The organism is Gluconobacter sp. NFX36 (genome assembly GCF_049887835.1).
GTDB lineage: Bacteria > Pseudomonadota > Alphaproteobacteria > Acetobacterales > Acetobacteraceae > Gluconobacter > Gluconobacter japonicus_A.
The window spans coordinates 1-26,716 of record NZ_JAGEKJ010000009.1; the positions used below are offsets into that span (position 1 = coordinate 1).

Annotated in this window: 31 protein-coding genes; 25 read left to right on the forward strand and 6 right to left on the reverse strand. The window is 53.1% G+C overall.

Annotated elements, in window-relative coordinates:
• Positions 1–555: 555 nt before the first annotated feature.
• Complete coding sequence (gene bfr / locus J4P41_RS10320; RefSeq protein ID WP_023944465.1) at positions 556–1,044, forward strand: bacterioferritin; 489 nt, start codon at positions 556–558, stop codon at positions 1,042–1,044.
• A 43-nt stretch (positions 1,045–1,087) separates the two neighbouring features.
• On the opposite strand, the gene J4P41_RS10325 is transcribed toward bfr, so the two are convergent.
• Both J4P41_RS10325 and J4P41_RS10330 read right to left on the reverse strand, forming a co-directional pair.
• Positions 1,088–1,327: a (2Fe-2S)-binding protein gene (locus J4P41_RS10325; protein WP_023944466.1), complete on the reverse strand. Its 240-nt coding sequence runs from the start codon at positions 1,325–1,327 to the stop codon at positions 1,088–1,090.
• 116 nt (positions 1,328–1,443) lie between these two features.
• Positions 1,444–1,908 carry an Lrp/AsnC family transcriptional regulator gene (locus tag J4P41_RS10330; protein WP_023944467.1) on the reverse strand — a complete coding sequence of 155 codons (465 nt, stop codon included), beginning with the start codon at positions 1,906–1,908 and terminating at the stop codon, positions 1,444–1,446.
• 111 nt (positions 1,909–2,019) lie between these two features.
• Here J4P41_RS10330 and alr point away from each other — a divergent pair, with 111 nt between their 5' ends.
• From alr to J4P41_RS10355, 5 genes are all read left to right on the forward strand, one after another.
• A complete protein-coding gene (gene alr, locus J4P41_RS10335) occupies positions 2,020–3,144 on the forward strand; it encodes an alanine racemase (protein WP_426067069.1) in 1,125 nt (374 codons plus the stop codon).
• 124 nt (positions 3,145–3,268) lie between these two features.
• Positions 3,269–3,715 carry an RrF2 family transcriptional regulator gene (locus J4P41_RS10340; protein ID WP_211569224.1) on the forward strand — a complete coding sequence of 149 codons (447 nt, stop codon included), beginning with the start codon at positions 3,269–3,271 and terminating at the stop codon, positions 3,713–3,715.
• A gap of 236 nt (positions 3,716–3,951) precedes the next feature.
• On the forward strand, positions 3,952–4,266 hold the full coding sequence (locus tag J4P41_RS10345) for a DUF2849 domain-containing protein (RefSeq protein ID WP_426067070.1): 315 nt from the start codon (positions 3,952–3,954) through the stop codon (positions 4,264–4,266).
• Entirely contained in the window at positions 4,266–5,939 is a 1,674-nt protein-coding gene (locus J4P41_RS10350; RefSeq protein ID WP_426067071.1) for a nitrite/sulfite reductase, read from the forward strand. Before J4P41_RS10345 ends, J4P41_RS10350 begins: the two co-directional genes overlap by 1 nt.
• Positions 5,926–6,366: a DUF934 domain-containing protein gene (locus tag J4P41_RS10355; protein WP_010503743.1), complete on the forward strand. Its 441-nt coding sequence runs from the start codon at positions 5,926–5,928 to the stop codon at positions 6,364–6,366. Before J4P41_RS10350 ends, J4P41_RS10355 begins: the two co-directional genes overlap by 14 nt.
• On the opposite strand, the gene J4P41_RS10360 is transcribed toward J4P41_RS10355, so the two are convergent.
• Complete coding sequence (locus J4P41_RS10360) at positions 6,363–7,412, reverse strand: magnesium transporter CorA family protein (RefSeq protein WP_062015745.1); 1,050 nt, start codon at positions 7,410–7,412, stop codon at positions 6,363–6,365. The two genes, J4P41_RS10355 and J4P41_RS10360, sit on opposite strands and share 4 nt — an antisense overlap.
• Before the next feature lie 178 nt (positions 7,413–7,590).
• On the opposite strand from J4P41_RS10360, the gene trpB reads away from it, so the two are divergent.
• A complete protein-coding gene (trpB, locus tag J4P41_RS10365) occupies positions 7,591–8,817 on the forward strand; it encodes a tryptophan synthase subunit beta (protein WP_426067073.1) in 1,227 nt (408 codons plus the stop codon).
• The gene (trpA, locus tag J4P41_RS10370; RefSeq protein WP_010503738.1) at positions 8,814–9,626 is read left to right on the forward strand and encodes a tryptophan synthase subunit alpha; all 813 of its coding nucleotides are present in this window, start codon (positions 8,814–8,816) and stop codon (positions 9,624–9,626) included. The genes trpB and trpA overlap by 4 nt, the downstream gene beginning before the upstream one ends.
• Before the next feature lie 70 nt (positions 9,627–9,696).
• Here the strand turns inward: trpA and J4P41_RS10375 are convergent, their stop codons facing one another.
• On the reverse strand, positions 9,697–10,263 hold the full coding sequence (locus J4P41_RS10375; RefSeq protein ID WP_010503737.1) for an HdeD family acid-resistance protein: 567 nt from the start codon (positions 10,261–10,263) through the stop codon (positions 9,697–9,699).
• A gap of 277 nt (positions 10,264–10,540) precedes the next feature.
• On the opposite strand from J4P41_RS10375, the gene accD reads away from it, so the two are divergent.
• Together accD and J4P41_RS10385 are read left to right on the forward strand one after the other, a co-directional pair.
• Complete coding sequence (accD, locus tag J4P41_RS10380; protein ID WP_426067074.1) at positions 10,541–11,410, forward strand: acetyl-CoA carboxylase, carboxyltransferase subunit beta; 870 nt, start codon at positions 10,541–10,543, stop codon at positions 11,408–11,410.
• Entirely contained in the window at positions 11,410–12,744 is a 1,335-nt protein-coding gene (locus J4P41_RS10385) for a bifunctional folylpolyglutamate synthase/dihydrofolate synthase (RefSeq protein ID WP_426067075.1), read from the forward strand. The genes accD and J4P41_RS10385 overlap by 1 nt, the downstream gene beginning before the upstream one ends.
• Here J4P41_RS10385 and J4P41_RS10390 read toward each other — a convergent pair.
• Entirely contained in the window at positions 12,720–13,034 is a 315-nt protein-coding gene (locus tag J4P41_RS10390; protein WP_426067076.1) for a hypothetical protein, read from the reverse strand. The two genes, J4P41_RS10385 and J4P41_RS10390, sit on opposite strands and share 25 nt — an antisense overlap.
• A gap of 121 nt (positions 13,035–13,155) precedes the next feature.
• On the opposite strand from J4P41_RS10390, the gene J4P41_RS10395 reads away from it, so the two are divergent.
• A complete protein-coding gene (locus J4P41_RS10395) occupies positions 13,156–14,670 on the forward strand; it encodes a replicative DNA helicase (protein ID WP_010503732.1) in 1,515 nt (504 codons plus the stop codon).
• A 519-nt stretch (positions 14,671–15,189) separates the two neighbouring features.
• Here J4P41_RS10395 and J4P41_RS10400 read toward each other — a convergent pair.
• Positions 15,190–15,582 (reverse strand): helix-turn-helix domain-containing protein, encoded by a 393-nt coding sequence (locus J4P41_RS10400; protein WP_010503730.1) that lies wholly within the window; start codon positions 15,580–15,582, stop codon positions 15,190–15,192.
• 105 nt (positions 15,583–15,687) lie between these two features.
• On the opposite strand from J4P41_RS10400, the gene J4P41_RS10405 reads away from it, so the two are divergent.
• The 14 genes from J4P41_RS10405 to J4P41_RS10470 all read left to right on the forward strand — a co-directional run bounded on the left by J4P41_RS10405 (position 15,688) and on the right by J4P41_RS10470 (position 26,635).
• On the forward strand, positions 15,688–15,996 hold the full coding sequence (locus J4P41_RS10405; RefSeq protein WP_426067077.1) for a transcriptional regulator: 309 nt from the start codon (positions 15,688–15,690) through the stop codon (positions 15,994–15,996).
• Entirely contained in the window at positions 15,996–16,511 is a 516-nt protein-coding gene (locus J4P41_RS10410) for a hypothetical protein (protein WP_426067078.1), read from the forward strand. The genes J4P41_RS10405 and J4P41_RS10410 overlap by 1 nt, the downstream gene beginning before the upstream one ends.
• Before the next feature lie 116 nt (positions 16,512–16,627).
• A complete protein-coding gene (locus J4P41_RS10415) occupies positions 16,628–17,059 on the forward strand; it encodes a hypothetical protein (protein WP_426067079.1) in 432 nt (143 codons plus the stop codon).
• A 35-nt stretch (positions 17,060–17,094) separates the two neighbouring features.
• Positions 17,095–17,544: a hypothetical protein gene (locus tag J4P41_RS10420; RefSeq protein ID WP_426067080.1), complete on the forward strand. Its 450-nt coding sequence runs from the start codon at positions 17,095–17,097 to the stop codon at positions 17,542–17,544.
• Positions 17,525–18,841, forward strand: coding sequence for a phage terminase large subunit (locus J4P41_RS10425; protein ID WP_426067081.1), 1,317 nt, complete (start codon positions 17,525–17,527; stop codon positions 18,839–18,841). Before J4P41_RS10420 ends, J4P41_RS10425 begins: the two co-directional genes overlap by 20 nt.
• 42 nt (positions 18,842–18,883) lie before the next feature.
• Complete coding sequence (locus J4P41_RS10430) at positions 18,884–20,302, forward strand: phage portal protein (protein WP_034880859.1); 1,419 nt, start codon at positions 18,884–18,886, stop codon at positions 20,300–20,302.
• Positions 20,303–20,319: 17 nt separating this feature from the next.
• On the forward strand, positions 20,320–20,814 hold the full coding sequence (locus J4P41_RS10435) for a hypothetical protein (protein ID WP_426067082.1): 495 nt from the start codon (positions 20,320–20,322) through the stop codon (positions 20,812–20,814).
• Between the two features lie 80 nt (positions 20,815–20,894).
• On the forward strand, positions 20,895–22,274 hold the full coding sequence (locus tag J4P41_RS10440) for a DUF4043 domain-containing protein (protein ID WP_426067083.1): 1,380 nt from the start codon (positions 20,895–20,897) through the stop codon (positions 22,272–22,274).
• A 52-nt stretch (positions 22,275–22,326) separates the two neighbouring features.
• Positions 22,327–22,728 carry a hypothetical protein gene (locus J4P41_RS10445; RefSeq protein WP_034880862.1) on the forward strand — a complete coding sequence of 134 codons (402 nt, stop codon included), beginning with the start codon at positions 22,327–22,329 and terminating at the stop codon, positions 22,726–22,728.
• A 7-nt stretch (positions 22,729–22,735) separates the two neighbouring features.
• Complete coding sequence (locus tag J4P41_RS10450; RefSeq protein WP_426067084.1) at positions 22,736–23,338, forward strand: hypothetical protein; 603 nt, start codon at positions 22,736–22,738, stop codon at positions 23,336–23,338.
• Positions 23,339–23,350: 12 nt separating this feature from the next.
• Positions 23,351–24,325 (forward strand): hypothetical protein, encoded by a 975-nt coding sequence (locus tag J4P41_RS10455; protein ID WP_426067085.1) that lies wholly within the window; start codon positions 23,351–23,353, stop codon positions 24,323–24,325.
• 80 nt (positions 24,326–24,405) lie between these two features.
• Positions 24,406–25,890: a phage tail protein gene (locus tag J4P41_RS10460; RefSeq protein ID WP_426067086.1), complete on the forward strand. Its 1,485-nt coding sequence runs from the start codon at positions 24,406–24,408 to the stop codon at positions 25,888–25,890.
• A 2-nt stretch (positions 25,891–25,892) separates the two neighbouring features.
• Positions 25,893–26,318: a hypothetical protein gene (locus J4P41_RS10465; protein WP_010503712.1), complete on the forward strand. Its 426-nt coding sequence runs from the start codon at positions 25,893–25,895 to the stop codon at positions 26,316–26,318.
• Positions 26,315–26,635, forward strand: coding sequence for a hypothetical protein (locus tag J4P41_RS10470; RefSeq protein ID WP_426067087.1), 321 nt, complete (start codon positions 26,315–26,317; stop codon positions 26,633–26,635). Before J4P41_RS10465 ends, J4P41_RS10470 begins: the two co-directional genes overlap by 4 nt.
• Positions 26,636–26,716 lie beyond the last annotated feature (81 nt).

Below are 26,716 nucleotides of genomic sequence, written 5' to 3' on the forward strand. Positions count from 1 at the left end.
TCCTGCCCCCGCAACCAGTGTATCCTGCACCAGGAACTTCTCGAGAACGCCAGCGTCCGGATGACGCATGGCGTTTTTCCTGTTTGATGCAAATCCCAGCATCGCAGCCAGATCACCCTCAAGAAAAATCGCTAGTTCTCCACTCTCGGGAATAAGGCGGATCCGCGTGATCAGAGAACGGATCGCTTCTACCGTCTGTGTTCTGCTGACTTCATTTTGAAGACTCTCGTGGAGCGTCGCGATCTTCTCAGATAAACCAGAGGCATAAAGGATCCAGCGATTGGGTGGTGTCCTTCAGCAAGCGAAGAAAATAAGAATCTAGATTATATTCATATCTCAGGTATATTTTTGAAAATTTTCCAAATCAATTTATATTAATTAAATACTTATAAATATAAATTTATTAATGAACAATACATAGAAAATAATGTAATTAATAATAATTATCAATTTAAATGAGAATGTTTATTAATAAAATAAAGCATAAAAATATTTGTTATTTATTTATATTTGATTTGTGCTATAAATTTCGTGAACGCATGAGAGGATAGTCAAATGGCGATTAAAGATCCTAAGGTCGTTGAACACCTAAACACGCAACTTACCAACGAACTCACTGCAATTAATCAATATTTTCTGCACGCGCGGACGTTGAGACATTGGGGCGTGACGCTTCTTGGTAAGAAAGAATACGAAGAGTCCATCGAAGAAATGCGTCACGCCGATTGGCTGATTGAACGCATTCTCTTTCTCGGTGGCTTGCCAAATGTTCAGCGTCTGAACCAGATTCTGATTGGCCAAAGCGTTGAAGAAATCCTTCAGTGCGATCAGAAACTTGAAGAAAAGGCGATTTCTGATCTTCGCGAAGGTATTGCGTATTGTGAGAGCGTTCGTGATTACGTCTCCCGGGATCTACTGCTGAAAATCCTCGTCAACGAAGAAGAGCATGAAGATTTCATCGATCGTCAGTTTGATTTGATCAAGCAGGTGGGAATCGAGCGTTATATTCATAAGAACTCCGCTGCGGCTCCTGATCAGGATTGAATTTTCCTTAAAACACCCGGGCTTCCCCGGGTGTTTTTTTTGATCAGAAATAGGCAGCTTGCTCTGCTGCTTTTGGAAGTACAGACGTCTGAGATAATGCCGCTTGAAGATGTTTCCGGTTCTGTAGGGCTTGTTTAAGTAGGCATACCATTCCGGGAACACAGTTTCCGCACTGAGCACGACATTTTCGAGCCGTATAGATCTCGGAAGGTTTAGAAGCCCCAGAATCAATCGCAGATTCAATATCTTTGTGTGATAGAGCGTTACATGAACAAACGATCATCAGCTGCCTGTGGTTCCAGAAGGGATTCAGTAACCTTTGTATATTCTAGTTGAGAGTGGTTCGCAAACGCATTTGTTTGAATTTTCGATATAAGATGTTTGATGCAAGGTCGTTTGTTATGATGGAAGGCTGCTGCTCCATTTCTGCACAACGGGTCTAATGGCAAAATTGCTTTGGATCCGCACGACACCGGGCAGTCTGGATAGCTCTTCTTTATGGATTCTTTCATAGTCGGCCAGATCGCGTGCGGCGACATGGAGGAGGTAATCTGCTTCGCCTGTCATGAGGTAGCATTCGCGGATATCGGCACATTCTTTGATCCGGGCTTCAAAGCGACGCAGGGATTCGTCTGTAAGGCGTTCTAAGGTGATCTGCACAATGACGGTCGTTAGATTGTGAACGGAGCGATCGTCGATTACCGCGTGATATCCTCGGATGATTCCTTTTTCTTCAAGCATTTTGACGCGTCTCAGGCATGCTGATGGGGAAAGGCCAACCCGTTCAGCCAGGTCAGCATTACTCATGCGTCCGTCATGCTGGAGTAGACGAAGAATCGATTCTGTGGTTCGGTCGAAGATCATGTCACAATTTTCCGTCTTTTCTGCGCATATAATGCATATATAGGTTTTTGTTCTGAAGAATATGCTGGGGATATGCAGGAAATTTTATTACGATGTGGGTAGGATAAATTCATGACGATCTTATCAGGCCCGCATCTGTGGCCCGCATCTCGTGCTGGCGCTACGTTGACAGTTGATCTGGCGGCTATTGCCAGAAACTACCGCTTTCTATGTCGTAAGGCGGATAAGTCTGTATGTGCGGCTGTTGTCAAAGCGGATGCTTACGGACTTGGGGCTGAGCAGGTTGCGCCTGCTCTTGAAAAAGCTGGAGCACGCGAATTTTTTGTCGCTCATGTTGATGAGGGTATTGCGCTTCGTAAAATTGTTTCTGCAAACTCGCGCATTACGGTTTTGCATGGCCCGCGTCCTGATGCGGTATCCGAGTGTGTTTACTTTGATTTGCGGCCTGTTCTGAATACGTTGGAGCAGATTAATCTCTGGAAAAAGGAGACTGAGCGTCAACAGAGGACGCTCGATGCTGTGCTTCAGGTAGATAGTGGGATGTCCCGCTTTGGTTTGTCGCGACAAGATGTTCAGGCTGTGGCAGATGATCCTGACCGCCTGAAAGGCATCCAGACAAATCTCATTATGAGTCATCTTGCCTGTGCGGATGATCCCCAAAACCCTGCAAACGAGATGCAGCGACAAAAATTGCTGGAAATTGCAGCTTGTCTTCCTGCCGCACCACTGAGTCTTTCAGCATCATCCGGGATTTTTCTTGGATCTGCGTATCATATGGGGTTGGTTCGTCCTGGGGCCGCACTATACGGAATTGCTCCTAACACTGATGAAGTTAATCCTTTGCAGCAGGTTGTCCGGCTTCAGGCTAGGGTGCTTCAATTGAGGCATGTGACTGTAGGAGATGGCGTTGGATATGGTTTGACATATCAGCCACAGGGTCCCCGTCGTATTGCAACTATTGCTGTTGGATACGCGGATGGGTTCTCTCGTCAGAATGGAGGTACGGGGTATGCCTGGTTTGGGGATATCAGGCTTCCGATTGTTGGACGTGTTTCGATGGACTCGCTTGCTCTTGATGTTTCCGCTGTACCTGAAGCTCTTCTTCGTGTGGACATGCATGTCGATTTGATTGGGGGGCGTCGGAGTGTGGATGATGTGGCTGCCTCTACGGGAACTATTGGCTATGAGGTTCTGACGTCTCTTGGGGGACGATATTATCGTGAATATGTAGATTGAAAGGCTGACTTTTGGCTTTCTCGTGTTCGAATGATTGACAGGACATTCTGAAAGACCCAAATACACGAATGAGCATCGCGAGTTTTTCAAGTGCTCTTTCTTTTACGTTGAATTCGGAAAATGCATGTATCTCCGCCGTGATCGCGCCCTGACAGCAGTTTCAATCATGTTGGATGTTGCTTTTCATGCAGGACGGTCCGGTGTGGTGAGTGGTGCAGACATTGCCAAGCGGGGCAATATGCTGCGGCGTGGGATTGAGCCGGTTCTTCAGGCTCTTTCACGTGAAAAGCTTTTGGATAGTGTTCGTGGGCCCAAGGGGGGATATCGGCTGGGTCGGCCTCCTCGGACGATTACTCTGCACGAGATAGTTCAGGCTGTGACCGAGGAGCGGGGTGCAGAAGCAGAGGCGGGGAATCCTCTTGTAGAGAAGGTTCTGGAGCCTTTTTGGTCTACGATGAATGCCGAATTGGCAAAGAAAATGGATGCTGTGACTCTGGAAGGTTTGCTGCGTCAGGCGGAAGAGGCAGGAATGCAGCGACCGAGCCGGGCGCCAATCTCATTTTCTATATAACAAAAATAAATAGTTATAAAAAAATAACACAAAATACGGCGATAAAGCTTGGATAATTCACCATAATAGATCATTATTTTAGATGTTATGGTGAATTATCGTCCGCTCTATAAGGGCAGTCTGTTTTTGCGGTTTTCTGGTATGGTCTTTCTTGAGATGAGGAGAGCTGAGGAACATGCCTCTGGATTTCTCGTGGAGGCTCACCTGATGCCAGTCCTGTTTCAGCCGAGGGTATCATGAAACGAGCAGTACGTGTTGGTACGGATGAAAAGCTCGTTCTGACAGCCAATCGTCTTCTGGATGGAACGATTGTCTGGCGGGATCGGCTTGGGCAGTGGCAGCCGCATATTGGCGTCGCTGAAAAGTTTGACGCTGAACAGATTGGTGCTGTGCTGGAGTTGGCGCAAGTTCATGCTCAGGCCAATGGTATCGTTGGTGTGTATGAAGTGGCGGTCAAGGATGTTGAGCCGCCAGAACCTGTAACCGTTCGTGAGCGTATTCGTGCGTATGGCCCGACGGTACATCCTGAATTTGCAGTGGAGACCGTGTAGTGAGTGCTCCTGTCGGCCATTATCAGTACGATCAGATTGACCGTGACTTTCTTGATGCGCGAATTGCTGAATTTTCAGAGCAGGTCGCTCGTCGTATTGACGGCACCTTGACTGAAGATGAGTTCAAGCCACTTCGGCTGATGAATGGGCTGTATCTTCAGCTTCATGCTTACATGCTGCGTATTGCCATTCCTTACGGCACGATCGATAGCCAGCAGATGCGGATGTTTGCGCATATTGCTCGTCGCTATGATCGGGATTACGGGCATTTTACGACCCGCCAGAACATTCAGTTCAACTGGATCAAGCTGGAGGAAACACCTGACATTTTGCGCGATCTGGCGCGAGTGGACATGCATGCCATTCAGACCAGCGGAAACTGCATTCGGAATGTGACATCCGATGAGTTTGCTGGTGCAGCGGCGGATGAACTTGTTGATCCGCGAATTCATGCTGAAATCCTGAGGCAGTGGTCAACGCTGCATCCGGAATTCACGTTCCTCCCGCGCAAGTTCAAGATTGCCATCTCTGGTAGCCCGAATGATCGGGTGGCGGCACGCTTCCATGATATCGGCATTCTGGCGCGTCCGGGGGATGATGGGCGCACGGTGTTCCGGATTTTTGTTGGCGGTGGTCTGGGGCGAACGCCGATTATCGGGCAGGAAATCTTTGATGCCGTGCCTGAAGAGCATTTGCTTGCGACACTTGAAGCGATTGTTCGAGTCTATAATGCCCATGGGCGGCGGGATAACATCTACAAAGCGCGCATCAAGATTCTTGTTCAGGCTTTGGGTATTGATGCGTACCGGGAGGCTGTTGAGGCTGAACTGGCTCAGATGGATCTGGAGCATTACCGCCTGACACCAGATATGGTGGATGCCATTCAGGCTCGTTTCGCTGCTCCCCAACTCTCTGCACCAGACAATGCTGCTCAGGAATTGGCAAACAGGCGGCGCGAAAACCCGGAGTTTGATTTGTGGGTTCGGAGCAATACGCATCCGCATCGTAATGCAGGGCACATCATTGCCGTTGTTTCACTCAAACCTGCTGGCGGGATTCCGGGCGACGCGACGTCTGCGCAGATGGATCGTCTGGCGGATCTGGCGGACGAGTATTCCTTTGGAGAGCTGAGAATTACGCATCTTCAGAACATTGTTCTGGGGCATGTGCGGCAGGATCGTTTGTATGATCTGTGGACCAGCCTGAAAGAGGTTGATCTGGCGTCTGCCAATATTGGGCTGATTGGGGACATCGTGGCTTGCCCTGGTCTGGATTACTGTGCGCTGGCGAATGCGCGGTCGATCCCGATTGCGCAGAAGTTGGGTGCACGGTTTGGGGATGCGTCGCTTCAGGCGGAGATTGGCGCGCTTCGGATCAATATTTCTGGCTGCATCAATGCGTGTGGGCATCATCATGCGGGACATATTGGTCTGCTTGGGGTGGATAAGCGCGGTGAGGAATTCTTCCAGATTACGCTGGGTGGCAGGGCAGAGAACGGGGCCTCGATTGGTACGATTCTTGGTCCGGCCTTACCGGAAGACGATACGGTTGATGCGATTGCAAGGCTTGTAGATCGGTATCTTGGAATCCGGCATGACGGGGAGACTTTCCTCGATACGCTGGACCGGCTTGGGGATGCTCCATTCAAGGAGGCGGCTTATGAGACTGTTTGAACTGGGTGAACGGACGGCAAAGGTTCACGAGTCTCTGGTGACGCTTCCGGAGCTTGCCGAGAACACGGATGTGCGGGCAGTTTTGCTGGATATTGCGGATGATCCAGCGGCGCTGAAGCCTTATCTGAACCGGCTTGAACTTGTTGTTCTGCGATTTCCGATCTTTCGGGATGGGCGTGTTTTCACGCAGGCACGAGAATTGCGGGAATATTTACGGTTTTCTGGAGAAATCCGGGCTGAGGGGCATGTTCTGCCGGATCAGGCTGCTTTTCTGAAGCGCTGTGGGGTGGATAGTGTTGTGCTGCCGGACGGCAGCGACCCAGCGCTTTGGGAGCGTCAGTTGAGTCGCTTCCCGGTGGCCTATCAGCGGTCTGTTCTGCCTTCGCGGCCGGTTGGGGCTGGTTTGAGAGTTGAGGAAGGGACTTAACGAGTCCCGAACCAGCCTCGGCGCCAGAACCAGAAGAGCGGCAGGATTGTGGACAGAACCATCAAGGTTAGTCCGTAGGGATAGCCGTATTTCCAGGTCAGTTCTGGCATATCCTTGAAGTTCATGCCGTAGATTCCGGCGATCAGGGTCGGCATGATTCCGATCGAGCTGGCGACGGTGAGGACTTTCATCCCGTCGTTCTGTTCGATGCTGATGAAGCCCAGTGTTGCATCTAGCAGGAACTGAACCTTGCTGACGATCTGGGCGTCGAAGTCGCTGAGAGAGGCGATGTCGCGTCCTGCGACTTTGAGGCGGGATTTGAATGTGTCAGCCGGGGTTGGGGATTTGCCTGCTGTGTCTCTGGTGGGCAGGGGGGAGGTTCCCTGATCCTTTACCTTTTGCAGGCTCTGGCTGATGTAGTCTTCCAGATAGATGCGGACCCGGTCGATGCCGAGAAGGCTGTCGCGGACTGTTGATGCCAGATCTCCGGCATAGCCGAGGCGGCGCAGTGTTTCGCGGAGCATGGCGCCGACGCGGGCGCGGTCTCTGGGTTGTTCGGCGTTGAAGACACGACGGGAGATGGTGTCCAGGGCTCGGCCAAGGCCCTCAAGAATATCTGCGAGGCGATTGATGATTTCCTCTATCAATTCGACCAGCAGTTCCGTTGATGAGGGGGAAATTTTTCCAGCCGGATATTCCGCCAGTTTTCTCCCGACAAGGTCGAAGGCGAAATAGTCTGTGTAGCGGACTGTGATGATTCTCTTTTCCGTCAGGATGAAGCCAACGGGTTTGGAAAATGAGATATCATCAGCGCGGCGGACAAGCGGGGTTGATAGATAGAGGCAGTTGTCCCGTTCATAGTGGCGGGAGGAGCTTTCGATCTCTTCCAGTTCTTCCTGCTTGGGAATGTGGACCCCAAGGAGTGTCTCGGCTTTTGTGATTTCGTCGTGGGTTGGATTGATGAGGTCAATCCAGTTGGTGGTGTTGATATCGACGTCTGGGCCGATCTCGCGGGCCGGTGTGCCGGCGGGCCGGGCGAGAAGCATCAGGCAGGAGTCCTTGGTCGGGAAACAGGAAGGTCTGACTCATGTCGTGCGGTGACGTTCCATGCAAGAGGGACGTCGGGATTCGGTAAGCTACGTTTTTCCTGACAGATGTGTGGATGGACGTTCCTGCGTTGCCTTGGTATCGCTGGTCAGCCTTTTAAGCGGAACAGAGCCCGGTATGACGACCCCATCTTCTTCCCTGCCTAATTCCTTGCGCTCCGGACCGGACGAGCGCGGCCGTTTTGGCGTCTTCGGTGGACGCTTTGTGGCGGAAACGCTGATGCCTCTGGTTCTTGAACTGGAGGAAGCATATCGCGCTGCTCAGGCTGACCCGGCGTTTCGTGAGGAGTTGGACTATTATTACCGGGACTATGTTGGCCGTCCGAGCCCATTGTGGTTTGCGAAGCGCCTGACGGAAGAGCTGGGTGGTGCGAAGGTTTATCTCAAGCGTGAGGAGCTGAACCACACGGGCTCTCACAAGCTCAACAACGTCATGGGCCAGATCCTGCTCGCGCGGCGGATGGGCAAGACGCGGATTGTGGCTGAGACGGGTGCTGGCCAGCATGGTGTGGCGACGGCGACGGTCTGTGCGCTCTTCGGGCTGAAATGCGTTATTTACATGGGGGCGACGGATGTTGAGCGTCAGAAGCCCAACGTCTTCCGCATGCATCTGCTTGGGGCTGAGGTAAAGCCAGTAACGGCTGGGGCGGGGACGCTCAAGGATGCCATGAATGAAGCCATGCGCGACTGGGTTGCGAATGTGGCGGATACATATTTTCTGGTGGGTACGGTTGCGGGGCCGCATCCGTATCCTGAGATGGTTCGTGATTTCCAGTCCATTATTGGCACGGAAGTGAAGGAGCAGATTGTCCGGGCTGAGGGGCGTCTGCCGGATGTGATTGTTGCGGCCATTGGTGGCGGCTCCAATGCGATGGGGATTTTCCATCCCTTCCTTGATGATGCGGATGTGCGTCTGATTGGTGTCGAGGCTGCTGGGCTGGGACTGGATTCCGGCAAGACGGCGGCCTCCATCTCCCGTGGGCGTTCGGGTGTGCTGCATGGCAACCGGACGTATCTGCTTCAGGACAAGCATGGTCAGATCGAAGAGGCGCATTCGATCAGTGCGGGGCTGGATTATCCGGGAATTGGGCCGGAGCATTCCTGGCTGAATGATATTGGCCGTGCCGAGTATGTTGGTGTGACGGATCAGGAAGCGCTGGATGCGTTCCAGCTTCTGACGCGCACCGAAGGCATTATTCCGGCTCTGGAATGCGCGCATGGACTGGCGCATGTGATGAAAATTGCGCGGGAGATGCCGAAGGACAAGATCATCGTGCTGAACGTCTCTGGCCGTGGAGACAAGGATATCTTCACTGTGGCGAGCCATCTGGGAGTGAACCTGTGAGCCGTATCAAAGCCCGTTTTGAAGCCCTCAAGAAGGAGGGGCGGGGCGCTCTGATTCCGTATCTTCAGGCGTTTGATCCGGATTATGAGACCTCGCTGGAACTATTGAAGGCGATGCCTGCGGCGGGGGCAGATCTGATTGAGATTGGCGTGCCGTTTTCCGATCCTTCGGCGGATGGTCCGACGATTCAGGCGGCGGCGTTGCGTGGGCTGAAGGCTGGGGCGACGCTGGGTGGCGTGTTGGAAATGGTACGGTCTTTCCGGGAGACCGATGCCGAGACGCCAATTATTCTGATGGGATATCTGAACCCGATTGATAGCTATGGACCGGCGGAATTCTGTTTCGACGCGGCTCAAGCCGGTGTGGATGGCATTATTGTCGTGGATATGCCGACGGAAGAAGCGGATCTTCTGGACTCCCATGCGCGGGAAGCGGGCTTGGATATCATCTCGCTTGTGGCGCCGACGACGTCCCGGACGCGTTTGTTCCATGTGCTGAAAGATGCGTCTGGCTTCGTGTATTATGTGAGCATCACGGGGATTACGGGAACGGGCAGTGCCAGCCAGGCGCAGCTTGAAGAGGCTCTTCCGAAGATTCGGGAAGCAACGGATCTGCCGGTTGCTATCGGGTTTGGGATTTCGACGCCTGAGCAGGCTCGGACGGCATCCCGGATCGGAGATGCGGCTGTTGTCGCATCTGCTCTGATCAAGACGATGGCGGGGACGCTGTCTGAGGGGAAGGCGACGAGCAAAACGCTTCCGACTGTTCTTGAGCAACTGATGGCATTGTCTGCGGCGGTTCGGGCCTGAATTCCGGTTTTTGGATTTGCAGGATTGGGAAGCGCATCGGGAATGATTCCGGTGCGCTTTTTTGTTGTGATCAGGCTCTGTTACGCAGGGACATACCGAACAGGATCGCGGAAATTCCGGCCATGAGCAGTTCGATGGCGATCAGGGTGCCGATCAGCCAGAGGCCAGACCATGGCAGCGTCATGTAGAGCAGAATTCCGATCAGGAGGGTGAAGATCCCACTGACGGCGAGAAGGCTCCAACCTCCGGCTGTCCGATGGCCTGCTGCCCAGAAAGCGCGGCTGATTCCCGCGAAGATCAGGCAGCCTGCGAGGATGGCTGTGATGAAGACGGAGCCTGTTGCGGGTTCTTCAATCAGCAGCAGGCCACCCAGGATGTAGAGGCCGCCAACGAGACCTGAAAGCCATTGATTGGGGAGCGGAAGACCTCTGTGGGCGAAGCTCTGCACGACCTGGGCGACGCCGCCGATAATGAGCAGGACGCCGAGGAGAACCATGCTTGCAAGGGTCGTGGCGACGGCATCAAAGGCGGCGAGCAGGCCCAAGACGACAAGGACGGCACCGACACCGATGAACCAGCCTGGTTTCAAACCTGATCTGTTGTTGGGGAATTGCAGGGTATTAAAGCTGTTGGACATGAGATTTCTCCATGGCTGGCATTGCAAATGTCTGTTTGCAGGCCGACCTTGCCCGATAAAATGACCTTAGGGCAGGGATGGTTGCCAGTCATCTGAGCGGTGACCAGCGTATGGGTAAAGATGCCATGTTTTGGGGTGTCTGGGAGAGTTCTGGTTGGCGAGGCTGGCATAAATATGCTGGTGGCGTTAAAACGCGCCGGATATTGATGGTCTGAAACAGGGCCTTCCCCCCATTCTGGCCTTCGTCCCGAAGGCAGGCAGAGAGTAACGAGAAGACATGAGCTGGCTGACCGATTACGTTCGACCCAAGCTGCGTGGCCTGCTTCAGCGGGACGTGCCGGATAATCTTTGGACGAATTGCGAATCCTGTGGGCAGATGATGCTCGTCAAGGAGATGGAGCGGTCCCAGAAGGTTTGTCCGCATTGTGGGCATCACATGCGGGCGACGGCAAAGGAGCGTCTGGCCTGGACGTTTGATGACGGTGAATACACCACGATCGAGCTTCCGAAGATGCCCGTTGACCCGTTGGGGTTCAAGGATTCCAAGCGGTATGCGGACCGTCTGAAGGACGCGCGGAACAAGTCCCATCTTGATGAGGGGCTGGTTGTTGCTCATGGCCGTATTCAGGGCCAGAAGGCTGTTGTGGCTGTAATGGCGCCTGAATTCCTGCTGGGGACGATGGGGGCCGGATTGGGTGAGGCGTTCGTAGCAGCGTGCCGTCTGGCTGTTCTGCAGAAAGCGCCCCTCGTGATTTACACGGCTTCCGGTGGTGCGCGAATGCAGGAAGGGGCTGTCAGCCTCATGCAGATGCCGCGGACGACCATTGGCGTGCAGATGCTGCAGGAAGCTGGTCTGCCGTATGTTGTGGTCTTTACGAATCCCACGACGGGTGGTGTGTCCGCCTCCTTTGCGATGCTGGGTGATATTCACATTGCCGAGCCGAATGCGCTGATTGCTTTCGCTGGGCCGCGTGTGATTCAGGATACGGTTCGGGAGAAGCTGCCTGAGGGGTTCCAGCGTTCCGAGTATCTGCGTGAGCACGGAATGGTGGATATTGTGGCCAAGCGTTCTGAGTTGCCGGAACTGCTGGGGCGGATTCTCGGGATGCTGATGCGCCAGAAGGCTGCTTCGGACGCTGCTGCCTGATGACGGCCCGGCGGGAGGGTGAAATGGGTGCACCCATACGTCTTGCAGGAGAGTATCAAGGGCGGCCGGGAGAAGTTCTGGCGCGGTTGCATCAGCTTTATCCCAAGCTGATCGATCTTTCTCTGGGGCGTCTTGAGGTTCTTCTAACCAAGATGGGGAATCCGGAGCGGCATTTGCCGCCGGTGATCCATGTGGCGGGAACGAATGGCAAAGGGAGCACCTGCGCCAATCTGCGGGCTATTGCCGAGGCTGCCGGGCTTCGGGTGCATGTGATGACCAGCCCGCATCTTGTGAGCATCACGGAGCGGTTCCGTCTGGCGGGCGAGCTGGTTGATGAAAATACACTGGTTGAGGCTTTTGAAGAAGTTGAGCGCATCAATGATGGGGCGCCGATTACAGTCTTCGAGGTTCTGACTGCAGCGGGTTTTCTTCTTTTCTCGAGGGTTCCTGCAGATCTTGTAATTTTGGAAGTTGGGCTGGGCGGACGGCTGGATGCCACGAATGTGGTTCCGAAGCCCGTGGCCTGCGCCATTACAACCATCAGTGTGGATCATCAGGCGTTTCTTGGAGAGACGCTGGATGTGATTGCTGGCGAAAAGGCCGGGATCATCAAGCCTGGCGTACCGGTGGTCGTGGCGCCTCAGGCTCCCGAAGCACTTGAGTCGATTCGATTGCGGGCTGAGGCACTTGGCGCGCCAATGTGGGTTCTGGGACGTGAGGTTCAGGTAGGCAGAGAGTCCGATGGCCTTCACTATTCTGATCCACAAGGAGCTTTGGATCTGCCGTCACCGGGTCTGAAGGGGCCGCATCAGGGAACGAATTCGGCTCTTGCGATTGCGGCGCTGAGAGTATCTGGACTGGATATTCCTGTCAGTGCGTATGGCGGTATTGCCAGAACGGACTGGCCTGCAAGGCTTCAGAGATTACATGGAGCTCTTGCAGAAAGGCTTCCGGCCGACTGGGAGCTTTATCTGGATGGTGGGCATAACCCCGGTGCTGGGGAAGTGCTTGGCGCGGTGATGGATGGATGGAGCGACAGGCCTGTTCATGTCATTGCAGGCGTTAAGCAGAGCAAGGATGTCAGTGGCTTTCTTCAGCCGTTGATTGGACGGGCTGCCAGTCTTCAGGCTGTGGCTGAAGAGGAGCAGCATCTTGCAACACCGGTCGAGGAACTGATTGCCGCGTCAGGTGGCGTGGCGATTGCTGGTCCCACGATTATTGAAGCTCTGGATCGTCTTGCAGCGCAGAATTCTGCGCCTGCACGGGTGCTGATCTGCGGCAGTCTTTATCTTGCAGGTGTGGCTCTTGCTCAGGATGGCTGGGTCCCGGTCTGAGGGAAGGCTTGGCGGACCAGGTCTTCCCACTCCTGAATGATGGTCTGATCAGGCATTCTGGCGTCTGCTCGAGCGTACCAGTAGCGGGCGTTGGCGAGATCGCCTTCCTGACGATGAAGAAGGGCGTGGATGCGGTCGCATTCACGTGCGCCTTCTGCTGACTGCACCAGACGGTGAGCTTCTGCCCAATTCTTTTTCCCAATCCACCAGAGGGCGGTTTGGGAGAGGGAGAGGTTAGAAGGAGGCGTCTGGGTTTGAAGGCTACTGCGGAACTCTGTCAGCGATAGCATGGTGCTGTTTCCTGTTCAGGTGCGGTTTTCCGGTTTTGAGTGGGAACGTCTGATGAGGAAGATGGCTGCACATTCGGTCTCTGCTTCGAGGGCATGCTGGTGGTAAAAGATTTGCGTGACTATGATCGAATCCTATCCTTCTTCAGCGGCGTCTGATGCTTCCTCCGACGATGGAGGGCTAAGCGCGCTTTTGCGTCGTTCTCCGCCAGCGAATATCGCGGCCGAGCAAGCGCTTCTTGGTGCTATCCTCACGAACAACAAGGCCTATGAACGGGTTTCAGATTTTCTGGAGCCGGAGCATTTTGCTGACTCTGTGAATGGGCGGATCTACGAAGCGGTGGCTCGCCGTATCGAACGTGGGCAATTGGCTGATCCGGTAACCATGAAAGCCGAGTTCGAGCATACGGGCGTTCTTGATGCTGCTGGGGGGCCTGCTTATCTGGCCAAGCTGCTGACAGCGATGGTCGGGATTGTGAATGCAGGCGACTATGGCCGGGTCATTCATGATGCATGGGTGCGGCGTCAGTTGATTGATATTGGCGAGAGCGTCGTCAACAATGCTTTTGGTGCCCGACCTGATCTGGATGGCAGTGACCAGATTGCGGCTTCTGAAGAAGCTTTATTCAAACTGGCGACGGAGCGCGGTCAGGAAGGTGGCTTCGTCTCTTTCGGAAAGGCTCTGACAGGTGCCATTGATGTTGCGGAAAAGGCATTTCTGAGAACCGGGGACGTTGTTGGTCTCACGTCTGGTCTGCGCGATCTAGATAAGCGAACGGGTGGTTTGCACCCCTCCGATCTTCTGATTCTTGCGGGGCGTCCTGCGATGGGAAAGACGGCGCTTGCAACAAAAATCGCGTTCTCGGCTGCTCGCTCGATCATGCGAGATGCAGAGGAAAAAGGTGAGAAGCCGCATGGGTCGGTAGCAATTTTCTCACTTGAAATGTCGTCCGAGCAGTTGGCGACCCGTATTCTTTCAGGTGAGGCTGAAGTTTCGGGTGAGAAAATTCGCCGAGGTGATATTGGGCAAAAGGAATTCGACCGTTTTGTTCGTGTGTCCCGCGAATTGCAGAAGTTACCTCTTTATATTGATGATACGCCGGCAATTTCTCTTTCGGCTATGAGAACACGGTGCCGGCGTCTCGCGCGCACGCAGGGCCTGAGTCTGGTGGTGGTGGATTATCTGCAGTTGATGCGACCTGCGATCGGAACGAAGCCGGATAGCCGTGTGCTGGAAATTTCGATGATTACTCAGGGTTTGAAGGCGATTGCAAAAGAGCTTTCGGTCCCTGTTATTGCGTTGTCCCAGTTGTCTCGTCAGGTGGAGTCTCGTGAGGACAAGCGTCCTATGCTTTCGGATCTGCGCGAATCGGGTTCCATTGAGCAGGATGCTGATGCTGTCATGTTTGTTTATCGTGACGAATATTACCTTCAGCAGCGAATGCCGAAGGACAGTGCGTATGACAGTAACGAAAAATTCCAGGCCGCGACTGAAGAGTGGCAAAGGAAAATGGCTCTAGTTCATAATAAGGCAGAGCTGATTCTTGAGAAGCAGCGGCATGGGCCGACAGGGATGATTCAATTGTATTTTGAAGGCGAATACACTCGGTTTGGTGATTTGGATATTATTCACGAATAGAACGTCAAAGCGGCCCATGGGCCGCTTTTTTTTTGGTCTGGAGATTCAGGCGATAGAAAAACATGTTTTGAAAAAAGGCTCAGAAACTTGCGTTTGATATTAATGCGTTAGAAATATTTTGTCATAAAAAACAAAGGAACATCTCTGGTGTTTGGAGAACAGGGGAATATTCCATTGTGCGAGAATTGTGAAAATCTGCAGTTTTTGGCTGTTTGAGAACGCAAAAAGCCTGAAAAATTAACGGGACAATTTCAAAGGCGCCGGAGTTAGACGCACAATTGTAGTGGCAAAGAGCCATATTTGCTCCTTGACCCAGTGGCATATTGCCATTAATTTATCGTTAATCGGCGGTTGTCGTGGGGATGATTGCTGAGGAAGGAAGGGGGCCGGTTGATGCGTGATGTTTCGCTGAAATCTGGAAACGTTTCTGATTGGTTCATTCCATCGCTGGTGCAAGCGTATTGCACCATGACGAATGGGGGAGCGTTTGAATGCGTGATAAAGTCAGCGAAGATACCGTCAATGCAGATCCTCGTCTGGTCTCTTGGGTTGATCAGGTGTGCCAAAAGACGTGTTTTTGTCCGTGTCTGGAGCCATGTCTTGCCGCTGGAGCACCAACTCTGGGTGCAGGGCAGCCAGCCTCAGGGCCAGTTCTTCGTCGGTTCGACCGTTCAGGACGCCTTTCAGAAGGAAGTCAGTCGAGACGCGCAACCGGTTCGAGAGAGCAGCAATGAGGAAGACGCTGGGTGCGCGATCTCCACGCTCAATCTTGTTGAGGGTGGAAGCATCTACCCCCAGAAGCCGGGCACACTCACTCTGGTTGGGGATAACGAGTTCCCGGGCCCAGGCAATACGTGTTCCGATGGCTCTCTGGAGGATAGTCAGGGAGTCCGAGCGCTTATGTTTGGCCATGCGGCCTTTTTAGCAATGGCTTTATGCCAAATCCAGAAGAAGTTTTTTTTCTTACGATTTGTGGCATTTTGCCACTAAATGGGTTTTTTCGTAAAGGGATTGATAATGAGGCAGATGAAAGAAGGTCATACCCCCCGTCGGGTTTCCGCAAGCGCGATTGCCGCGATGTTGGCATCTGATGGTTGGCAGCCAATGCGGAAGCCGGCGCGCAAGAAGTCTTTGGGCAAGGGGCAAAAAATCTCAAAAGTTTCTGGGGGAACAGAAAAACGGCAGGTTTTCGATCGGGAAAGTGCAGAAGCGCTTCCTCCGGGGCACCCGGTTTCATGGAAAGCTCTTTGGGGTTCAGATCTGGCGCCAGCATTCCCTGCCTTAACCCCGATGGGTGCGTCTTCAGCGTGGGAAAATATTCACTGATGCAGCCTTTGATTCGTGAAATTTCTCCATGTGGGAAAATGATGACTATGCAACCGACTTTGGAGCGCCTTCAGCATCAGGAGTTTCAGGACCGTAATGGTGTTTACCGTGTCGTGAACACGGTCCAGTCCATGTACGATGCTGGGGATATTGGTGATGACGAGGTTTCTGCGGCTGATCGTTGGTACCAGGAATATCTGTTTGCAACTCTGGGGGTTGTTGAGGAGCGCCCGTCTGATGGTCATTTTCGGGAGAAGGGAGATGTTCATACCTGGATGTTAGGGCGAGGAAAATGTTCTGCTCGGATTTCCGAAATCAGAGAGACGCTGGGGTTGTGTGGTCATGTTCGTCTGGAGATGTTGCTGGCTCGAGAAATGTCTTTTTCAGCTATGGCACGGCAATTGTATCCCGGTATATCGGAAGGACGAGGGCGTATGAAGGTATCGGCGCAGTGCGGTCTGATTTTAGAGCAGCTTGTTTATGTATATAAAAAAATAAAAAAGAATTCTTTTTAATAAATATGTTGAAGTTTGCGTTCGGTTATTTTATAAAAAGATTATATTGAATGATTTTATTTCTGAGGCCATTTCTTTCTGGGGGTGGTCTTTTTTATTTAAGAGAATTATTGAAAATGGAACGATTTAATATCGTTTCCGGAGCGATTGTTCTTTCCGGGCGACAGACAATGATTGTTTTGTGGTGTGAAAAACCTGAAGTGATCGCCTGTCCGCTGATCTCTATGGATGAGGCGCTCCACCGGGCAGATTGTGACCTCGAATGGCATGAACTTGTGGATGCCGGTTTGACACGCTTGGACGTGCGGTGTCGGGCTATTCCTTGTTTGCGCCGTATATCCTCTCTCAAGCCTATTGGCTGTGTTGATGACGTTACGGTGAAGCGTCTCAGGAATGTGGCGCAGAAAGAGTGGAAACATCGCCTTCAGGAGAAGGAGACGTCATCCCGGTCTCACAAGAAACCGTTTCATTCGAGACAATCGACGGCTGTCTGGTTTGACGGGGGTTCAATGAACAGCCGACGTGAGGAACGCCTACAAATGGGCTGACGGTCAAATATGGGGCCGTATGGGGATATGAGCAGATGAGCGAAACACAGGCTGACGGGCTGCGAGGGCGAAGTGGGCGTTCACGTCGGCGTAAAGAACGGTTTCTGGAACATCTTGCGAAAAGTGGAAATGTTTCTGACTCTGGTCGATTTGCTGGTGTTCAGAGAAGCACGCTTTACCATTGGAAGGAAACAGATGCGGCGTTTGCCTCTCAGTGGGAGGACGCACTGGAAGATGCAGCGGATATGCTGGAGGCTGAAGCCAGACGTCGTGCTCTGGAAGGTTATGACGAGCCGATTACCTATGCAGGAAAAGTGGTTTGCGATCCGGAGACGGGTCATCCGCTTGTCAGGAAAAAATATAGTGATGGGTTAATGGCGTTTCTCTTGAGGGCGCATCGCCCCGCGCGCTTCAGGGCTGGACAGGAAGAGATTTCTACGGCGCCTGTTTCCATCAATATCAGTTATGATGACAGCGTCCTTTAGACTCAATGAAGCACAGCGTGATGCTGTTCGTCTTTTGGGAGGGCCTGCTCGTCATATTTTGCTGAGAGGGGGGTCAAGGTCCGGTAAGACTTTTGTTCTGATACGGGCCATTGTGATTCGCGCTTTGAAAGCTGCCGGAAGTCGGCATGGAATTTTCCGGCATCGGTTGACGGCGCTGAGGGCGTCTGTTTTGCGGGACACGTTTCCCAAAGTTATGAGCCTTTGCTTTCCTCAGGTGCGTTGGCGCCTGGAGCGGCAGGAAAACATTGTGACGTTTCCGAACGGCTCGATGATTTTTTTTGGTGGTCTGGATGATGAGCAGCGGACTGAGAAAATTCTGGGGCTCGAATTTTCGACTGTTTATCTGAACGAAGCGAGCCAGATCAGCTATGGCGCGCGGAATATGCTGCTGACGCGCTTGGCTCAAAAATCAGGTCTCGTGAATCGCGAATATATTGATGCCAATCCTCCGAGTGTTGGGCATTGGTTATATGCGCTGTTTGAAATGGGAATTGAGCCGAAATCCGGAGAGCCTCTTGCAGACTGTTCCTTGTACGACACAATGATTCTTAATCCCCATTCCAATAGGGATAATCTGGGAGAAGAATATATTGCGGCACTGGAAGCGCTGCCGGAACGTGAGAAACGACGTTTTCTTTACGGGGAGTACCAGGCGGCTGTTGAAGGGGCCTTGTGGCGTATTGAGTCGTTTCGCCGGGACGCTGTGATTACGTCTGCAAATCGGATGGATGTTGCATCACGGATGCGGCGTATTCTGGTGTCTGTTGATCCGTCGGGTGCGTCGGGGCCGGAAGATTATCGTTCCGATGAAATTGGAATTGTGGTTTGCGGGGTAGATGCGGATGGTGTCGGGCATGTTCTGGAAGACCTGTCTGCACGGGATAGCCCTGCAGGGTGGGCTTCTCGTGCTTTGCATGCTCTGGATGACTGGCGGGCTGAGCGGATTGTCGCCGAGCGCAATTTTGGTGGTGCTCTGGTGGAAAATACAATTCGAAGCGTGCGGGCGCATGCGCCGGTACGGCTCGTGACAGCAGCGCGCGGAAAAGCAGCGCGCGCGGAGCCGGTCGCGGCACTCTATGAAATTGGCAAGGTGGTTCATCATGGGCGTTTTGAAACGCTTGAGGATCAGCTCTGTCATTTCTCGGTCAGTGGATATCGCGGCTCCAGGTCTCCGGATCGGGCAGATGCGATGGTCTGGGGACTGAGTGAACTGATGCTGTCTGGCAGCAGCGGTATGACGGGCTGGACCCCGTCAGGATTTTCGTTGGCGCGCTGAAAAGCCTTCGGGCTTCAGGTGGGCTTTAGCACTGGAGAACTCATGGACTGGTTGTCCCTGCAGCGGCGTTATGCTGTGCCCGCGGGTGCGTCTGCGCGGACTGCGCGCCTGTTGGCGTTGAGACGTGTTCTGGACGGTACGCAGTATGATGCATTGCCTCATCCGTTCTCGATGGAGCGATCGGGAGCGGGGGAGTATATTCCGCTTTCTAACAGACGTCCGTCCGTCAGAAGTAACCTTTGCCGAACGGTTGTCGATGAATCTGTTTCCTTGCTGTTTGGGGATACGCACTGGCCCAGCCTGATTGCCGATGACACGCGGGTTTCAGATGCGATGGGAGTCTTTGCCTCTCAGACGCGGCTGGCATCTTTGATGATGGAAGCTGCCACTGTTGGGTCTATTGGTTCGGTAGCGGTTCTTTTTGAGGTTTCGGCTGGTGTGCCGAAACTTTCGGTTTTGGATACGGCGTATCTGACGCCGTTCTGGGATGATGTCAGCGGCGAATTACTGCGCGTTGAAGAGCGTTTCCTGGTGCGGGGGCGTGATCTGGCTGTGCAGGGATATGCGATTGGCGAAGATCTGCTGGGTGCTCAGTTCTGGTGGCAGCGGGTCTGGACACCTATGGATTGTGCGGTGTCTGTTCCCTGGCTTGTTGGGATGGATGGAGGCGTGCGGGACGAGAGCCGGTCTGTTCGGCATGGACTGGGGTTTGTTCCGATTGTCTGGATCCGCAATCTTGGCGGTCGTCAGGGGCGGGACCCGGAAGGCGAATGCACGTTTGAGCGTGCGATTGATACAGTCATTGAGGCGGATTATCTGCTGTCTCAAGCTGGGCGGGGGCTGAAATATGGATCCGATCCGACGCTTGTTCTGAAAACGGGCGGATTTTCGGACGGTGTGGCGCATCAGGGGGGAGCATCTTCGGCTCTGACGTTGCCGCCTGAAGGGGATGCCAAGCTGCTTGAGATCAATGGCAATGCAGCGGGGGCGGTGCTCGAGCACTATCGGGAGCTTCGGCAGATTGCGCTTGAGCAGCTTCATGGTAACCGGGCGCATGGGGACCGGATTTCTGGCGTGCAGTCTGGCAAGGCCATGGAGATGATGTGTCAGCCATTGATCTGGTTGGTGGATCGGCTGCGTCATTCGTATGGCGAGAGTGGATTGCAGGCCATTTATCGAATGGCCTGTCGTTTTTCGTGTGTGCTGGAAAATGGTCTGCGTCTTGGCGGTGTTCTGGTGAAGGACTTGCCGTATTGCCGCATGACGTTGCGGTGGCCTGCCTGGTTCCCGGCGACAGACCCTGAGCTTTTGTCGTTGGCGCAAGGGCTTGTGACAGCGGTTTCAAATGGAATTCTGAGCCGGGAGACGGCCGTTCGAATGTATGCGACGGCGTCGGGGAATTCTGATCCCGGTACGGAATGGCGGCTTCTGGAAAACTGGGTTGCGTCGGACGACGCATAAGAGTGAGCGGAGAAAAAATGTCCGGATCTGAAGATACTATTGAAGATGTGGCAGAACTTCGTCAGGCGCTTGCAGAAGCGATGGACGAAGTGAAATCCGTTCGTCAGGCCATGGCGGAATCTGAAGCGAGACAGGAGGAGCTTCAGTGTACGCATGAGGAAGTTATTTCCCGTGTGAAGCGGGAAAGCAATCATGATGTCATGGTCGCTGCATTGCGGTCTGAAGCCATTCGGATGGGAGCACATAATCCTGACGATGTTGTGCGTCTGATCGATATGGAGGGTGTGACCCGAAGCGAAGACGGTACGGTTATGGGTGTGACGGAGGTTCTGGAACAGGCCCGGAACGACCGTGGATATCTGTTCGGTGATGTGTTGCGTCCTGGGTATTCCAGCGGAACGACGGTTGGGCATCCTGCGCCCAGGCCGGGAGAGGTTGAGGCGTTTAATGCCCGATCTGCGACGGATTCCGATTACGAAGCCCGCAAATGGCAGTTTTTGGCCGGAGCATGATGGCTCGGGTGTGAAGTGATTGCGTGTGGCCGGTAAAATTCTGCCGGAAAATTTCCATAAATATTTACGGAACGAAATTCATGAGCATTGATAATTTCCCAGTTCAGCTTCAGGCCGCCATTCAGCAGGGTTTTCTGGCCCGTGAGTTTGAAAACGGTCTGAAATCCCGTCTCGGTTTCCGTCAGGTTGCGGATCGGGAGGTTTTCCCGAATGCGATTGGTGAGACGCTGACCAAGACGCGCAAAAGCCTGAAGGCGCCTGTCACGACACCGCTCAACCCAACCGGAAATACCAATTTTGATAACGGGATGAGTCCAGCGGGCTGGTCTGTTGAGCAATATACGCTTTCGATCAATCAGTATGGTGACACGATTGATCTGAATATGGTTACGAGTGGCGTCGGCATTGCGTCCCAGTTCCTCGCCAATGCCAACACGAATGGTGTTCAGGCCATGCAGTCTCTGGATCGCCTGGCGCGTAATACGCTTTTTGGTGGCGCTCAGAATGGTGTTGGTGGTTATCTGGGTGGCAATACGCGTGTCACTGTTGCGCTGGATGCGGAAGGGGACACCGTTCAGGTTGATGATATTCGCGGGTTCCAATCGGTTATTGTCAATGGTCAGGTGACGCTGATTGGATCCAGCAGTGGGATGACAGTCACGGTTGGTTCGGATGTTTACACGCTTGTCCGGGTTGTGGCGGATGCGACCAATATTTCTACGGCGCCGGGCGGTATTTCAGGGCAGATGACGTTCTCTGGTAACGTGTCTGTTTCCGATGGTGCACTGGGTCAGCCTGTGGTTGCTGCGACTGCGCCGAAGGTTATTCGTCCTAACGGTCGCCTGACGACGGCGGCGCTTCAGACGGCGAGTGCGAGCGGTCTGGCGGATACGCTTGGTATTCAACAGGTTCTTGCGGGTGTTGCGACACTGCGTCGGAATAACGTGCCGATGATTAATGGGGCATATCACTGTTATCTAGATGATATTCAGCTTCTGTCGTTGTTCCGGGACGATGATTTCAAGCATCTTTATCGTGGCGCATATGGTTCGGAAGAGTATCGTTCTGGACAGGTGATTGAACTGCTGGGTGTTCGTTTTATTCCGACGACTGAAGCGCCTCAGCAGCTGTCTCTTGGTGCTGGACCGATTCATCGTGCACTACTTTTGGGGCAGGGGGCACTGATTGAGGGCGACTGTGCGCTGACGGGTCATTCCGATATTCCGGACGCTGATCGTGCGCTGATTGAGATGGTTGACGGGGTGGCGATGGTGACCCGTGAGCCGCTGGATCGTCTGCGGCAGATCATTGCGCAGTCCTGGTACTGGATTGGCGGTTTTGCGCTGCCGACAGACGTGACGGCGGATACGAATGTTATTCCGACGGCGACCAACAGTTACCTGAAGCGTGGTGTCGTGATTGAGAGTCTGGGCACGGATGCGCTGGGTATGACGTTCTGAATACGACTGGGGCCTCGTGGTGACACGAGGCTTTTCAGGTCAGGGGAAAAGTATGTCTGGAACGGCAAGTCTGTCTTCTGCTCCTTTAACGGAAGGAGAGAAAATGGATGTCCGGAGGTTTTGCGGGTATCCGGCTGTTGGATCTCGCGAAACGGGGCAAGAATCCTGGCGCTTTTTTCAGGTTGAGGGGGCGCTGGAATGGCGTATGGGAAATCTGTCGGGTGCGGAACTTCAGCAGGTTCGACTATATCTGTCACAGCTTTACCCACTTGAAACGGCCCTTCTTGGGGCTTCGGACAATCTGGATACGGCGCAGGCTGCGAGTTGGTATCACAATGGGCATGAATTGCGGGATCGGGTGGCACTTCTGACGCTTTGGCGTCGCCGTCTCTGTGCGTTTCTGGGTGTGACGGGCGGTCTGGAGTTGCAGGATGGTCGTGCTGTAGTGATTTGAAGGAAGCATGATGCATCTTGAATTGATTGCATCCCGGGTCTGTAAGGGCCATGCGAAGGCTGCGGGTATTTTGGGACAGGCTGGTATGCAGTATCGGCCCGCTTATCCATTGGCGCCGATGCAGGATGTTTATGCTCATCCCATGCTGGCTTTTGACGCACAGGACTCGTTTTCGTTTTCGCGCGTGCCCGGTTGGGGCAAAGTTATGGAATATGTCCTGACGGATCGGCGGAATGATACGTTGGTCGGGGATATTCTGACATGCGCTGGGAAAACGTTTTTTGTAGCGGCGGTTGAGGAATTGAGTCCACCTTTGTGTGTTTCATGTAGCCGTGTTGTTCAAGTTAGTGGGGTTACTGGAACAACGGGAAATGTCGTTGAAGACTGCCCTGCTGCAATTGTCCTGAAATCAAAAGGAGAGGGGTCTGGAAGCGGTGTGCCAGGCTCGGTCAAGCCAGGTCAGTTTATTATGTATTTGCCGCGTCTTCCTGGTGTCCTGCTTCAACCTTACATGACGGTTACAACAGATCTTGATGTCACTTATACGATAAATACCGCCGAAATGTCTGACTGGGGTTTGCGTTGCACCATGTCGTTGCAGCAGATCTGATGGGAAATTGAAATGGCGGATGCCTCTCAGATGAGTCAGGTTCTCGCTTATGTATGTGCGGGGATATTGTATCCGGATGGGTTAGAGAAACCGTCCCTTACGGGGCGGCAGACTGTTGTTCGGCGTGGCTGGCTTTTGCCCAGTGATATATTTGCGGCTCAGAATATTCGGGGTCATACGGACTATGTGACTGTGACGATGGCTGCGCAGAGGAGGGCGGCTGTACCGGAACCCTTGGGGCGACCATGGCATGTTCAGGCACGCATTCTGCCGACTGTTTCTGCTCTGCAGGCGGGGCAGGCAGTTCAGGTTGTTTTCCCGAAAAATATGGCCCCTTCGGGGGTTGTTGGTCTCTGGTACGAAGGAGCGCGTCAGACAACGGCTGCTTATGCGGTGACGGCCCAGGATACTCCAGACAGTGTAGCAGCGGCTTTGGCAAAGCAGTTGCCTCACGGTGTTGCGGATGGGGCAGTTGTGAGTGTTCCGGATGTTTCTCTTTTGGGAAATGTTGTTGGGTATGGGGAATCTGTCCGGGTTAGCCGTCGGCAGAGTCAGCTGTATCGTGTTTCCGTCTGGACAGCAGATGCGAGTGTCCGGGATGAGATTGGATTGTCTCTGGATATGGCACTTGCAGAGAAAAGTTGGATATCGACACTGGATGGTCGACAGGCACAACTGAAATTTGTGAGCGTCGAAGATGTGGACGCTATGCAAAATCAGGCAATTTATCGCCGGGATTATCTCTACGAACTGATTTTTGACGTGCTCCAGATCCAATGGGCTGCTGACATGATGTTTGGAGTAGGAACATCTGATATTCCGGAGGGGGGAAGTGGCTTTGGTGCCTTTGTGCCTGCATTGGAAGAAAGCGTTGTAACACAGGCGCTGAATGCGATGAATGTTGCGAGGTTGTCGGCATCCTCCTGTTCTGAATATACGGGTATAGCGTTGAATCAGTTTGGTACGGTTGTGTGTTCTACAGACTGAAAAATAAAAGAATTTAATGAGGAAAAGCTTCATTCCGAAATTGGAATGGAGCTTTTTTATTAAAAGGAAAAAACCAGCGGATGTCTCTGGTTTATCAGGCGGGTACGCTAAATACGACGGCACTGACGGTGCCTAATCTTTATGTGCAGATTGCACAGCCACAGACGCTTGGCCTGACAGGTTCGTCTTCGTCCAAGCTTGGTATTGTGGGAACTGCCGGTTGGGGACCTGTTGGTTCACCTGTGCCTGTGGGTGGCATGGGGGATTATCTGGTGGCATTCGGTGCAAAGCAGAATGCAGTGACGGATGCTGGACTTGCTGTGAATATTGCCGCCCTGCAGGGGGCATCTTCTTTTGTGGTTGTCCGTGTTACGGATGGTACGGATGTAGCGGCATCCGGCAGTTTTGGGGATGTGGCACTTCAGGCTGTTCATACGGGGACGGCGGGCAACAGTATTGTGGTGACGGTGAGTGCAACCGGTTCCGGTTATGCATTGGCGGTTTCACATCCTGTACTGGGATTTGCCAGCTATGCGGGTCGTGACTGGACTACAATTGCTGCGGCTGTCGCACAGGATTTATCGGCGCTAATTACCGTACATTTGCCAGAAGTGGTTCCGGACATGGCCTCTGGTAGCGTGACGTTGATGGGAGGGCTGGATGGTGCTGCGCCTTCTATTGCGTCTTTTGTGGGAAAAGACGAGATCGTTCGTACGGGGATGTATGCTCTGAGAGGGCAAGGCTGTGCGATCGCGCTTTTACATGGCGTTACGGACAGTGTGTCGTATTCTTCCCAAGCTGCATTTGGGCTTGGAGAAGGGACGTACATGATTGCGTCTGGCCCTTCTTATGACAGCGTTACGAATGCTGTGTCGATCAAAGCTGCCAGTGGGCTGGATTCACCTGCGGTCAAACTGATGTTTGGGGACTGGCTGTGGTGGAATGATGACGTTAATGGAATGATGCTTGTCAGCCCGCAGGCTTTTGCCGGAGGTATTCTGGCCGCACTGTCACCTGAGCAGTCGAGCCTTAACAAGGCGTTGTCCGGGATTGTCGGGAGTCAGAAATCAGGTCTGACAGGAAGCAGTGCAACATATTCTACGGCAGAACTTTCTACGCTGTTTACGGCGGGAATAGATGTTATTTGCAATCCTGCGCCGGGTGGTTCGTATTGGGCAGTGCGTTGTGGGCATAATGCTTCGAGCAAGGCAATCGTCAATGGTGATAACTACACGCGACTGACCAATTATCTTGCGTCTTCTCTGGCAGGAGGAATGGGGGCTTATGTTGGTCAGGTTGTGAACGACACACTCTTTTCGGACATTCGTGCAACGCTTCTTGGTTTTCTGTCATCTCTGCTATCGCAGGGCATTCTGGCTGTTCAGAACGGCGAGTTACCTTACAGTGTTGTTTGCGACAGTACGAATAATCCTCAGACGCGAACGGCTCTTGGTTACGTTCAGGCCGATGTTGCTGTGCGTTATCAGGGAATCAACGAAAAATTTGTAGTGAATTTGCAGGGTGGAACCTCCGTGACGGTAACATCTGGTGGGGGGAGCGTTTGAGCATGGCAAATCCATACAGTATTGGTCGTGACTGTCGGATTACGGTTCTATGGAATGGACAGCGCGTTGATCTTCGGGATGTGACCTCTTTTGGAGCGTCACAGGAGACACAGGCTCTGCGGGCCAGTCCGCTGAACGGAATGCCCGTGGAATTCAATGTTCCCAATGGGTGGAGAGGTTCTTTTCAGATTGCTCGGGCTAGCGCTGCGCTTGATAATTTGGTCGCAGCAATTGAAGCCGCTTACTGGAATGCTGGTACTGTCGGGAGTGGTACGATTTATCAGTATGTGACGGAGCCTGACGGGACTACTAGTACCTGGGAATATACGAATATTTCTATCAAGCTGAAAAATGACGCGTGGCAGTCTGATCAGATGGTTCATCAAACCGTTCAGTTCTTTGCTTCTACGAGGACAAAAATTTCGTGAGTATTCTTCCGGAAACTGTATCTCTTTCGGATGGTCGCTGTCTTGCGCTTAAAGAGATTGATCCGGCTGATATGTTGGATTTGATCGAAGCAGCAGGGTCGGCGCTCAATGGTCCTGCTGCGGCGACCTGGCTTGGTTATGCGGAAATGATCTGCTCTGTCACAGCAATTGACGGAGTTCCTGTACAGATGCCTGGAACAAAAGAAGAAATTCGTGAACTGGCACGCCGGTTAGGGAAAACTGGGGTGGCGGCGCTTCATCCTTTTTTCCAGCAAGGGCAGGATGAAGAAGAGATGGTTGCTACAGCAAAAAACTAAGCAGGCACTCTGCGTTCCAGGAGATGCTTTATCTTCTGGATCATGGAGTGCCGTGGAATATCCTGACATCGTGGTCACGGG